General features: G+C 48.2%; 12 protein-coding genes. 10 read left to right on the forward strand and 2 right to left on the reverse strand.

Annotation, left to right across the window (positions count from 1 at the left end; all coding sequences use genetic code 11):
• Positions 1 to 372 precede the first annotated feature (372 nt).
• Together GA565_RS05435 and GA565_RS05445 are read left to right on the forward strand one after the other, a co-directional pair.
• Complete coding sequence (locus GA565_RS05435; RefSeq protein ID WP_152197658.1) at positions 373 to 681, forward strand: hypothetical protein; 309 nt, start codon at positions 373 to 375, stop codon at positions 679 to 681.
• A 398-nt stretch (positions 682 to 1,079) separates the two neighbouring features.
• Positions 1,080 to 2,243 carry an MFS transporter gene (locus GA565_RS05445; protein WP_152197659.1) on the forward strand — a complete coding sequence of 388 codons (1,164 nt, stop codon included), beginning with the start codon at positions 1,080 to 1,082 and terminating at the stop codon, positions 2,241 to 2,243.
• Between the two features lie 99 nt (positions 2,244 to 2,342).
• Here the strand turns inward: GA565_RS05445 and GA565_RS05450 are convergent, their stop codons facing one another.
• Positions 2,343 to 2,561, reverse strand: a complete 219-nt coding sequence (locus GA565_RS05450) for a YgdI/YgdR family lipoprotein (RefSeq protein ID WP_055772962.1) — start codon at positions 2,559 to 2,561, stop codon at positions 2,343 to 2,345.
• A gap of 102 nt (positions 2,562 to 2,663) precedes the next feature.
• Positions 2,664 to 3,350, reverse strand: coding sequence for a DNA mismatch repair endonuclease MutH (mutH, locus tag GA565_RS05455; protein ID WP_152197660.1), 687 nt, complete (start codon positions 3,348 to 3,350; stop codon positions 2,664 to 2,666).
• A 696-nt stretch (positions 3,351 to 4,046) separates the two neighbouring features.
• Between mutH and rppH the strand changes: the two genes are divergently transcribed.
• From rppH to GA565_RS05495, 8 genes are all read left to right on the forward strand, one after another.
• On the forward strand, positions 4,047 to 4,574 hold the full coding sequence (gene rppH, locus GA565_RS05460) for an RNA pyrophosphohydrolase (RefSeq protein WP_055772967.1): 528 nt from the start codon (positions 4,047 to 4,049) through the stop codon (positions 4,572 to 4,574).
• An 11-nt stretch (positions 4,575 to 4,585) separates the two neighbouring features.
• The gene (gene ptsP, locus GA565_RS05465; protein WP_152197661.1) at positions 4,586 to 6,832 is read left to right on the forward strand and encodes a phosphoenolpyruvate--protein phosphotransferase; all 2,247 of its coding nucleotides are present in this window, start codon (positions 4,586 to 4,588) and stop codon (positions 6,830 to 6,832) included.
• A 258-nt stretch (positions 6,833 to 7,090) separates the two neighbouring features.
• Complete coding sequence (lgt, locus tag GA565_RS05470) at positions 7,091 to 7,960, forward strand: prolipoprotein diacylglyceryl transferase (RefSeq protein WP_055772973.1); 870 nt, start codon at positions 7,091 to 7,093, stop codon at positions 7,958 to 7,960.
• Positions 7,961 to 7,966: 6 nt separating this feature from the next.
• Positions 7,967 to 8,761: a thymidylate synthase gene (gene thyA / locus GA565_RS05475; RefSeq protein WP_152197662.1), complete on the forward strand. Its 795-nt coding sequence runs from the start codon at positions 7,967 to 7,969 to the stop codon at positions 8,759 to 8,761.
• 267 nt (positions 8,762 to 9,028) lie between these two features.
• Positions 9,029 to 9,514 (forward strand): prepilin peptidase-dependent protein, encoded by a 486-nt coding sequence (locus GA565_RS05480; protein ID WP_152197663.1) that lies wholly within the window; start codon positions 9,029 to 9,031, stop codon positions 9,512 to 9,514.
• Positions 9,508 to 10,107, forward strand: coding sequence for a prepilin peptidase-dependent protein (locus tag GA565_RS05485; RefSeq protein ID WP_152197664.1), 600 nt, complete (start codon positions 9,508 to 9,510; stop codon positions 10,105 to 10,107). The genes GA565_RS05480 and GA565_RS05485 overlap by 7 nt, the downstream gene beginning before the upstream one ends.
• A gap of 59 nt (positions 10,108 to 10,166) precedes the next feature.
• Positions 10,167 to 10,628: a YgdB family protein gene (locus GA565_RS05490; RefSeq protein ID WP_226950913.1), complete on the forward strand. Its 462-nt coding sequence runs from the start codon at positions 10,167 to 10,169 to the stop codon at positions 10,626 to 10,628.
• Complete coding sequence (locus GA565_RS05495; RefSeq protein ID WP_152197666.1) at positions 10,597 to 10,932, forward strand: prepilin-type N-terminal cleavage/methylation domain-containing protein; 336 nt, start codon at positions 10,597 to 10,599, stop codon at positions 10,930 to 10,932. Before GA565_RS05490 ends, GA565_RS05495 begins: the two co-directional genes overlap by 32 nt.
• Positions 10,933 to 11,059: the final 127 nt, after the last annotated feature.

Below are 11,059 nucleotides of genomic sequence, written 5' to 3' on the forward strand. Positions count from 1 at the left end.
GCAGCCACGCAGTATTGACTATATACAAGCGATGCCAGAGGGGGAAGAGCAAAGCGGGAAAGCGCCCGTTTTGCTACCTTTCAATGTATGCACTGCTCTTAAAAAGATAAATCGACTCGTTGTCGTCATATTGTTATTTTCTTCCTAATATAGAGGGTGAGTAATTCATCTTTAGCCAAAAGGTTAAAGGTTTGGTTTTTTGTTTTTAATGTTTATTTTTTCAAAGGTATTTTATTAAATAACGATTAAAATTATTGTTTTTTCTTTTGATGTGACGAGTGATTAAATATCTTGGAAAGTGTGGGTATATAATCTCTGGGTGATTTCATGTCGCTTTGTATAAACTGATTTTTCTTTTAGGAAGGAGGGGGTATGTTTCAACCTAAGGGACGGGTAAGTATTCTTGCGGGAAACTCGCGAGTTTATTTTAATGAAAGTAATGAGGTGACAGTGGATTGTCAATTGATGGCATTCGATGCGGCTTTATCATGTGCTAAAAAAATTCAGGAAAGTGAGGGGTATCTGCCACGAATATCTGTAGCTTTTGATCATCTTGGGATCTTCCGTTTACAGTTTTTAGCAGAAGGGCTGACTAATTCACAAAAGCGTAATCCGCGATTGAATAATTTACATTATAGCATTCAGGATGTATATAAATCGATTTCGGAAAATATCAAATAGACATGTGTGAAATATTTGTTATACATGAGGGTTCTGTAAGACAATATTTAACTCATATACTCTTAACTGAAAAACTCCTGAAAATATCGTTCCTGGATTGTTAAATATCTCATTTTTGGGTGTGGATGCGGAATCACTATTATTGGAAATTCCAGAAGTAGCGCTATCTTCCGGCTCTGCATGTACATCGAGAAGTGATAAGCCTTCTCATGTTTTAAAAGAAATAGGCGTAAATGACGTTAATTCACAATCTAGTGTGCGCATTGGATTTGGGAGATTTAATCATGAAGATGAAGTGAGTTATTTATGTCTACGCATGAATGAGGCTGTGAAAAAACTGCGTTCGATGGTGCCCCACTCCATTTCCAATTAAATAAATCAAAAATGGAGTTTCATCTATGCGAACATCGTCGGCATTTTTTCTACTTTTCGGCACGTTGTTTATGGCGGGAGGTTACGGTGCGACCTTTCTGATTTCAGCGTTTTTTCGCTTGCAGGGCGGCAGCGATATCGATGCCGGCCAGACGTTGGGGCTTGCTTTGATAGGCACTCTGATTGGTGTGCCTCTGGTCGGCTGGTTCTCAGGTAGAATTGAAGCCTCGCGACTTTCGGCGATAGCGGCGTTGGCTATGTCTGGCGGTTTTGTCCTGTTTGGCTGCGTCAATGTCGAACTCAAGGTTGTTATTCGTTTTGCCACGCTGCTAATTGGCTTGGGTTGGGGCATATTTTACATCAGCGCGCCGATGGCGCTGTCAGAACGCATCACTGACGCAGAGCGGGGAAACTGGTTTACGCGCTTTAGTGCCTTCCAAATGGCAGGGATTTGCGCCAGCCCTATTCTGCTCAACGTTGCGATTGAACAAGCCAGTACGTCTGTCCAAACTGCTTTTGTCTGGGTTGGGCTGCTGGGTGTTGTCGCCTCAATAATGTTTTTCTCTTTTGGTTGGCGAGAACCTCGCAGCCGGCAGGAAACTTTACTGCGGCCTTGGGTCAGAAAAATCACAACGATCGCCCGCAGCAGTGCGATAAGTCCGATTATTATGGTGGGGCTTGGCGGCTGCGTATTTTCGGGAATGATGTCGTTTCAGAGTTCTATTTTGGCAGGAACCGAGTTAAAGGCCGCCACCTTTTACGCGGTGCATGCCATAACCGTTGTGGCATCTAGGCTGCTGCTTGCCAATCGATTATCTGTGATCCCGCGTCGGCCACTCCTAATTACGCTGCTGTCGTGCCTGACCTTGGGTCTCATTGCATTAATGGGTGTCTGGATGCATCCGTCGTTTCACATTGCGGCCGCTATTCTGACCGGACTGGGCTACGGACTGGCTTATCCGGTTATTCAGACGTGGGCAATAAATGAATCGGCGCAGGAAAACAGACACGCTGCATTAACGTGGTTCGTCGTTGCCTATTTTATCGGGATATTTGGATTCCCGGCGATAGGGGGATGGATACTGGTTGAACTCGGTAAGTTCTGGTTTATTTCTGCATTAGCAGTTATTGCATTAATGGAGCTTGCGGTGGCATTGCCTGGCATGAAAAAAAGGGGTGAACTGCCATAACGTCTGGCTAAAGCCAAGTAGAAATACCGGCGGAGCAAGCCGCCGGGAGTCGTTCTCGTCACATAAGTCTTGATGCCAAGACGGCTCAATAAGCCAGTATCAGCGTTTCATAACCTGAGTGACCTGGTCATTATTAATTTGCCGTTCGTTGCCCTGAGCGTCTTCATAACTTAGCAAACCAGTACTTTTATCAAGTTTAGGCTTACCCTCGGTCAAAATCATGTTGCCGTCTTTAGTCGCAATTACATAATCACTGGCACAACCCGCCAAGGTAAATACCAACGCTATCGCGCTGACGAGTTTAAAAGAATTTTTCATTGTAAAACCCTTTGAATTGGTCTGATTAGACTTCCCCATTAATGTTAGCAAAGAATGGCAATTTGCAGAATGTAATGACTAATGTAACGAGGAAGCTGACGATTAAAGCAAGAAGTGGCGGGCGAGCAGTTGGCGGGTAAAGCTTTTCTTTAAATAGAAGCCACGTGGCAACGTCATGATTGGCTGACCTTTTTCACCAATGGCCTCGGTTCTGGCCTTATTGTTGGCCGCCTTGGGGCGCAGCTGCAGCACCTCGCCGTGGCGGGCAGTGATACTTTCAACTTTCCCCAGAACGATAAGATCCATTAACTCTTCCCAGTCCTGGCGCAGCTGTTCGTCCTCCTCAGCGGAAGGGCTCCACAGCAGTGGCGTACCCACTCGGCGAACAGATAAGGGAATTTGTCGTTCACCTTCAACGGGTATCCACAGCACGCGTGTCAGCTTGTGTTTAACGTGACTGCTCTGCCAGGTGACGCCGCTGTTACCGGTTAACGGCGCAACGCACACAAAGGTGGTTTCAAGCGGTTTACCGGTGTTGTCAACAGGAATGGTTTTCAGCTCAACGCCTATTTCAGGAAAGTCTTGTTCGGGTTTACTCCCCGCACTGGCGCCAAGATACACTTCAAGCAGCATACCAACCCAACCTTTCTCACGTTTTAGATCCGGCGGAATAGCCAGGTTTGCCCGCTCTGCGAGTTCGCCCAATGTGTATCCTGCCAGCGACTGAGCGCGAAAAAGTAAAGCGTGCTCATCTTGTGGAGGTTGAAGTGCGGGTAGGGGGATCGACATAAAAAAGTCTCAGTCTTTTTGGTTAAAAATTGTACGCACCTTGGCGAGCACAAAAAATTAAATTTGCGTGCTGTGATTAACCTTAATAATAGCATGATTTGCCATAGGTTTTTTCCGCCTTTCTGTGGATTATGGAATGCCTTTATTAGAGTTGACCACCTGTTGACGGAGATAATGAACAGGATCACCCCCCTAGTTATCCACAGATTTGTGGGATAACCCACAGTATTGGGTAGCACTGTTTCCATTTACAGGCTTGACGAGGGGGTTTTTATGAGGTTTTGTCCCATATGTAACCTGATTCAGTTAATTATCTGTGGATAAAATCAACATTGTGTGATCTTTCGCCAGTTTAGGATCTTGGGGGGCAAAGCCTGAGGTTGCTGTCTGTATTAAACCGGTGGATATCACAATAACCTTATGTTTTTTATAGGGTTAATTTTAATATTTTTGCGGCCGGTCGCCAGGTTGAAATTAGTTTTACCCCTCTTACTCTTATGTTCTTCACATATCTATCCACAGAAAAAGTGAATAAAATTCCTTAAATACCGCACTGGCTGTTTATAACTTCGAGGTTTTACGAAAGTTATCCCGCTTTTGCCCATTTGAACAGAGTGATAACCAGTGGTTTACCGCCTGTTGGTAGTATGAAACAATCAGACTATCTATGCATTTTAAGCTTATCGAGGTAGTCCGGTGATCGATGATGATGGCTACCGCCCGAATGTTGGTATCGTAATCTGTGACAAGCAGGGGCAAGTGTTGTGGGCCCGTCGGTATGGACAGCACTCATGGCAGTTTCCACAGGGAGGTATTAACCCCGGAGAAACGGCTGAGCAAGCCATGTATCGTGAACTGTTTGAGGAAGTGGGACTGAGTAGAAAAGACGTTCGTATTCTGGCTTCGACCCGCAACTGGTTACGTTATAAATTGCCAAAACGTTTGGTGCGTTGGGACACAAAGCCGGTCTGTATCGGCCAAAAGCAAAAATGGTTCCTGTTACAACTCATGTGTAATGATGCAGACATCAATATGCAACGCAGCAGCACGCCCGAGTTTGACGGGTGGCGCTGGGTGAGTTTTTGGTATCCGGTACGTCAGGTTGTATCATTTAAACGTGACGTATATCGCCGGGTGATGAAAGAGTTTTCCACAACTGTGATGCCAATGCAGGAAGTGCCAATTAACCGCACAACTCCCGCTTATCGTCGAAAAAGAGGCTAAGTCACGAAGAAATGCTTACGCGGTTGCGAGAAATAGTTGAAAAGGTAGCGATGGCATCCAGCCTGAATGATGCGCTGGATGTTTTGGTTAATGAAACCTGTCAGGCGATGGACACTGAAGTGTGTTCAATCTATCTCGCTGATAACGATCGTCGTTGTTACTACCTGATGGCTACGCGAGGCTTGAAAAAGCCTCGCGGGCGAACTATTGCACTCGCATTTGATGAAGGCATTGTCGGATTAGTAGGCCGTCTGGCAGAACCCATCAACCTCGCTGATGCACAAAGCCATCCCAGTTTTAAATATATTCCTCAGGTTAAAGAAGATTTATTCCGCTCCTTCCTTGGGGTGCCGGTTATCCATCGACGCCAGCTGTTGGGCGTGCTGGTTATTCAGCAGCGTGAACATCGTCAGTTTGATGAAAGTGAAGAGTCCTTCATGGTCACGCTGGCCACACAAATGGCGGCGATCCTTTCACAGGCCCAGCTTAATGTCCTTTATGGGCGATTCCGTCAGACTCGCGTCAAAGCGCTGGCCGCATCGCCCGGCGTGGCTATCGGGACCGGCTGGCAGGACAGCAGCCAACCTTCTCTTGACCATGTTTACATGGCATCAACGCTTGACCCCGTTCGCGAGCGCGAGCGTTTAACCCGTGCCCTGGAAGACGCGGGGGCAGAGTTTCGCCGGTTCAGTAAGCGTTTTACCGCCAGTGCGCAGAAAGAAAGCGCCGCAATTTTCGATCTCTATTCTCATCTGTTAAACGACGCCAGGCTCAAGCGCGAGTTATTTACTGAGGTCGATCAGGGTGCAGTGGCTGAGTGGGCGGTAAAAAAAGTGGTCGAGAAATTCGCGGCTCAGTTTGCCAGTTTGCAAGATACTTACCTGCGAGAGCGGGGCAGCGACTTGCGTGCGCTTGGGCAGCGACTGGTGTTTCATCTCGATGACACTGCCCAGGGTGACACGCAGTGGCCTGAAAACTTTATTCTGGTTGCCGACGAGCTCACGGCGACGCTGCTGGCTGAAGTCCCACAGGAGCGCCTTAAGGGCGTAGTAGTCCGTGACGGTGCCGCCAACTCTCATGCGGCGATCCTTGTTCGTGCGATGGGCGTACCCACGGTTATGGGGGCAGACATTCAGCCGTCGCTGCTCAATCAGCGTCAACTGATTGTCGATGGCTATCGCGGTGAGCTGTTAATCGATCCCGAACCTGTACTGGTTAATGAATATCGTCGCTTGATCAGTGAAGAGATGGAGCTGAGTGAGCGCGCTGAAAGTGATGTAGAACAACCGGCTAAAATGCAAAGCGGTGAGCGGGTACAGGTGATGCTCAATGCCGGCCTAAGCGCTGACCATGAAAAACTGTTTGGCGGCAGAGTAGACGGGATTGGTCTCTATCGCACTGAAATTCCGTTTATGCTGCAAAGCGGTTTTCCTTCTGAAGAAGAGCAAGTTGCGCAGTATCAGGGCATGCTGCAGCTGTTCCCGGCCAAGCCGGTTACTTTGCGTACTCTGGACATTGGCTCAGATAAGCAGCTTCCCTACATGCCAATCAGCGAAGAAAATCCTTGTCTGGGCTGGCGCGGAATTCGCATTACGCTCGATCAGCCAGAGATCTTCCTGATCCAGGTTAGAGCGATGCTGCGCGCCAATGCCGCGACCGGTAATCTGGGTATTTTGTTGCCGATGATCACCAGTCTCGAAGAAATTGATGAAGCGCGCCGATTAATTGACCGTGCCGGACGTGAAGTGGAAGAGGCGTTAGGTTACGCGCAGCCAAAACCGCGTATTGGCGTGATGATTGAAGTACCGTCGATGGTATTCATGCTGCCCGAGCTTGCCGGCCGAGTCGATTTTATCTCCGTGGGTACCAATGACCTGACGCAGTACTTATTGGCGGTTGACCGCAATAACACTCGCGTTGCGGGGCTTTATGACAGCCTACATCCCGCGATGTTACGCGTTCTGAATCAAATTATTGTCGAAAGTACAGTAGCGGGTATCGACGTTAGCCTGTGCGGTGAAATGGCCGGTGACCCAATGGGCGCACTTTTACTGGTCGGCCTAGGTTTTCGTAATATCAGTATGAACGGACGCAGTGTCGCTAGAGTGAAGTTCTTGCTGCGCCAAATTGATATTGCCGATGCACAGGAGCTGGCACGCCGCGTTCTGAAGGCACAGTTTACTACCGAAGTGCGCCATATGACGGCGGCCTTCATGGAACGCCGTGGCTTAGGTGGCCTTATCCGCGGCGGTAAGTAACTGCATGCTGGTTGTTTTGTGAACAAAAAAAGTCTCGTATTGCTAGAGAGTTACAAAATAACGAGACTTTTTTTTACAGTTCTTTTCCAGCGCTGTTGAACCAGACTTCTTCTCTCTTATGCTATCATTTGCTCCTCTGGTCTTGAGCCCTTCATTTTTACATCTGATGTTGTTGAAGCTTCAACTTCAATTACTTAGGGTATGATTTTGATTAAATTGAGCTTTTGGCCCACAACAACAATCAATTTGTGGTGATAGATGAGTAACAGCTATCTGGCGTTTCCCAAGTTTGATCCAGTGATTTTCTCACTCGGACCGGTTTCACTTCACTGGTACGGTTTGATGTACCTCGTGGGTTTTGTGTTTGCCATGTGGCTTGCCGTCCGTCGTGCTAACAAACCGGGCAGTGGCTGGAAAAAGGAAGAAGTTGAAAATCTGCTTTATGCTGGCTTCCTTGGCGTCTTTATCGGCGGCCGTGTAGGTTACGTGTTGTTCTACAATCTCCCTCTTTTCCTTGATAACCCGCTGTATCTTTTTAAAGTCTGGGATGGCGGCATGTCGTTCCACGGCGGTTTGATTGGCGTAATCGTCGTCATGCTGTGGTTTGCCCGCAGAACCAAGCGCACCTTCTTCCAGGTTTCCGACTTTATTGCGCCACTGATCCCTTTTGGACTCGGTGCGGGTCGTCTGGGTAACTTCATCAACGGCGAGCTCTGGGGGCGAGTCACTACCGATGTTCCTTGGGCTATGCTGTTCCCGGGTTCACATGATGAAGACGTTGCTATCGCCGCGGCCAACCCTAGTTTACAGCCGCTGTTGAACCAATACGGCGTATTGCCGCGTCACCCGTCGCAAATTTATGAACTGCTACTTGAGGGCGTGGTGCTGTTTATCATCCTCAACTTGTTTATTCGCAAGCCGCGTCCAATGGGCAGCGTTTCCGGTTTGTTCCTTATTTTCTACGGTGCCTTCCGCATTATCGTTGAACACTTCCGTCAGCCAGATGCTCAACTTGGTTTATTCGACGGTGTCATCAGCATGGGGCAGATTCTCTCCATTCCGATGATTGTCTTTGGTATCATTATGGTCATCTGGGCCTATCGTCGCCCGCAGAAACAATTGTCTTGAGGTAATATGAAACAGTATCTGGAATTAATGCAGCGAGTGCTTGATGAAGGCACACCTAAAGCCGACCGTACCGGTACAGGGACATTGTCGATTTTTGGCCATCAGATGCGTTTCAATCTGCAAGAAGGTTTTCCGCTGGTGACCACCAAGCGCTGCCATTTACGTTCTATCATTCACGAACTGTTATGGTTCCTGAAAGGTGAAACCAATATTGCTTATCTGCGTGATAACAAAGTCACCATCTGGGACGAATGGGCCGATGAAAACGGCTCCCTTGGCCCTGTTTATGGTAAGCAGTGGCGCGCATGGGGTGCTCCCGACGGCAAGCAGATCGATCAGCTTGCCAACGTTGTAAACCAGCTCAAGCAGGATCCTAATTCCCGACGTATTATTGTTTCTGCCTGGAACGTGGGCGAACTTGATCAGATGGCGTTGGCGCCTTGCCACGCTTTCTTCCAGTTTTATGTCGCAGACGGCAAGCTTTCTTGTCAGCTGTATCAGCGCTCATGTGACGTATTCCTCGGCTTACCGTTCAATATTGCCAGCTACGCCCTGCTGGTCCATATGATGGCCCAGCAGTGTGACCTCGAAGTGGGTGATTTTGTCTGGACGGGGGGGGATACTCACCTTTATAGCAATCACATGGAACAGACTCATCTGCAACTCGGTCGTGAACCTCGCGCCTTGCCAAAATTGATCATCAAACGCAAACCTGCCTCTTTGTTTGATTATAATTTTGAAGATTTCGAAATCGAAGGTTATGACCCGCATCCTGCTATTAAGGCACCGGTTGCAATCTAGACTTGAATAACGATAGCTAACTCCCACCGTCCGGCACCCCCGGGCGGTATATTTCCCTCTCGGTTATGCTGCTTTCCCCTGTTCCGTTGTACCTCAAAAAAATATCCTTAACAGATTTTTATCCCATAAATTCAGCGTGTTGGAATGTCTCTTCCTGAGCTGATGCCGCCTTATGCAACATAGCGTTGTTTTTTGCGAGGCATGCCGAGTAGTCTGCTTTTTCGGGTTTTTGTTTTTTTACCTTCCCCCTACACTCGCCTCATGGACATGAATACTTCATCAAGAGAGCGGGGAATGACCCTCATAGAAATCATGCTAGTGCTGGCTCTGATAGCCATGCTGGGGCTGTGGTCGTTACAGGGGTGGCGTGAACATCAGCAAAGAATGCAGCTAGAGCAACAGGTTCAGCGTCTTCGCATTTATTTAACTGGAATGCAGTCGATGGCCTACCGCAATAACCAAACACGGTTGCTGTGGACAATCGATGGAAAAGGGGGCTGCGTGGGGAGCGGAGTTAAGCCGGATAGATGTGAGCCTCACCAGCCAGGGATGTTTCAACTCACTGCGCCAGATATTTCTGTTAAAGCTTATTCCGAGAAGGTCATGGGATTTTATGGTCTGCGCAATATGGCCCAGTCTGGGCATATTAGTCTGCACAACTCGGCGGGAACGATTCGAATTATTCTTTCTGCCAGAGGACGTTTAAGGCTGTGCAGTGAAACGCAGAGCCTAGGCGGTATTGCGTTATGTTGAAAATTAGAAATTTTGCTTCATACCGTGTTAATCAAAAGGGGTTTACGCTGCCGGAAGCGATGTTGGCAATGGGAATTGGCAGTGTACTGATTTTAGGCGCGATGCAGTTTTTCCCGATGTTACGCCAACGAACGCAGCAACTGAGTCAGCACTATCAGCTTGATCAACTACTGCGACAGACGGCATTAACGTTGCAGAAGGATTTTAGGCGCGCGGGTTTCTGTGCCGGAAAATGTAGCGGCAAGGCTATAGTAATCACGCAGGCCAGCGGTGAGGCAAAAAATTCCTGCATCATCGTCGCTTATGACCTTAATCGAAACGGGCGTTGGGAGCCTGCCGGTCATGGTGAATCAGAGTATTTTGGCTATCGGCTTCGCAACCGGATGCTGGAAAGCCAGCGCGGTGTAACACAGTGCAACGGTCCCGGCTGGGAGAGAATGTTAGATCCTAGCGAAGTCGAGTTTTCACAGTTTCAGCTTTCTGCCATTACGGGTGATTCGGGCGGTAAATTGCTGGTATTAGAGATGCGGGCGAATTGGAAAAAAAATGCTTCAGTAGGCAGCAGGCTAAATACTGTCGTAAAAGTGCAATGAAAAAGTCCAGGCAGTCGAATGAGGCCAGTCAGCGCGGCAGTGCCCTAATACTGACCATCATGATGATGATGACCTTGGGCCTGTTGGCGCTGAATACCGTTAATCAGCATCTGAATGCGGCTCTTTCATTAACACGCAGTGAAAAGAATTATCTCGTCGCCCGGGAGTTAGCCGCGTCATCACTCAATTGGGGAATAAGCCGCCGCTGGGCCTTGCAAGCCAATAATCAATGGCAATGCGCGCAGCGCCCTGATGCTGGCTCGGCGAATTCTGAACTGCGCAGCTGTTTTAAACCTGCCGAGTTGGCCGACCATTACGTCGTACGCGGAGAAGGGAAGGGCGCTGCTGTAGAATCAGTATTTTTATACCAACTGGCGACTATGAAAATTATAAATGCTGGTGAAATTCGACTGACTGCTATTAAAGATGGCTGGCTCGATTTTTGCCCGTTCAAGGACGAAACTAAATGCAGCGAAAAGGAAGCACCTGATGAGCCGACAGGAAGGGTTAAGTTTACCTGAAACGCTAATTGCTACATTGTTACTCTCCGTTTCTCTACTGGGCCTGCTGCAATATTATCAGTCATTGAGCCAGGGATTCAGCCGTCAATGGCATGTGCGCCAGGCCTGGAGTGAAGCTCACGATCAACTTGAAAGCTTCGCGGTAACGGGCAAAGGTAAAGTGCTGCAAAAAAACGGCTGGCGGGTGCAAATCACTGATATCAAGGCCACTGAAAATTGCCAGCGAGTGTCCATCAGCGTAGAAACCCCGTTGCGCTACACCAGCCAATTAAGTCGCTGGATTTGTCGGCCAGATGCTGATTAATCATTCTTAACAAAGGTTTATTGCCCACCTTTCTTTGCTTTAGGTGAATGGGTGGGTAAAGTATGAATTACTCGGTCTGATAACAGGGCTGGGAGCCTGCAGCGTGAAGATATTTGCTCCTTAAGGA

It is taken from the genome of Rouxiella sp. S1S-2 (assembly GCF_009208105.1).
In the GTDB taxonomy this organism is placed as follows: Bacteria; Pseudomonadota; Gammaproteobacteria; order Enterobacterales; family Enterobacteriaceae; genus Rouxiella.

Bases quoted from the DNA above. Each gene is read 5' to 3' on its own strand.
- GA565_RS05445 (WP_152197659.1), top strand. From the start codon at position 1,080: ATGCGAACATCGTCGGCATTTTTTCTACTTTTCGGCACGTTGTTTATG.
- lgt (WP_055772973.1), top strand. From the start codon at position 7,091: ATGAGTAACAGCTATCTGGCGTTTCCCAAGTTTGATCCAGTGATTTTC.
- ptsP (WP_152197661.1), top strand. From the start codon at position 4,586: ATGCTTACGCGGTTGCGAGAAATAGTTGAAAAGGTAGCGATGGCATCC.
- GA565_RS05480 (WP_152197663.1), top strand. From the start codon at position 9,029: ATGAATACTTCATCAAGAGAGCGGGGAATGACCCTCATAGAAATCATG.
- GA565_RS05435 (WP_152197658.1), top strand. From the start codon at position 373: ATGTTTCAACCTAAGGGACGGGTAAGTATTCTTGCGGGAAACTCGCGA.
- mutH (WP_152197660.1), bottom strand. From the start codon at position 3,350: ATGTCGATCCCCCTACCCGCACTTCAACCTCCACAAGATGAGCACGCT.
- GA565_RS05450 (WP_055772962.1), bottom strand. From the start codon at position 2,561: ATGAAAAATTCTTTTAAACTCGTCAGCGCGATAGCGTTGGTATTTACC.
- GA565_RS05495 (WP_152197666.1), top strand. From the start codon at position 10,597: ATGAGCCGACAGGAAGGGTTAAGTTTACCTGAAACGCTAATTGCTACA.
- GA565_RS05490 (WP_226950913.1), top strand. From the start codon at position 10,167: ATGATGATGATGACCTTGGGCCTGTTGGCGCTGAATACCGTTAATCAG.
- GA565_RS05485 (WP_152197664.1), top strand. From the start codon at position 9,508: ATGTTGAAAATTAGAAATTTTGCTTCATACCGTGTTAATCAAAAGGGG.
- thyA (WP_152197662.1), top strand. From the start codon at position 7,967: ATGAAACAGTATCTGGAATTAATGCAGCGAGTGCTTGATGAAGGCACA.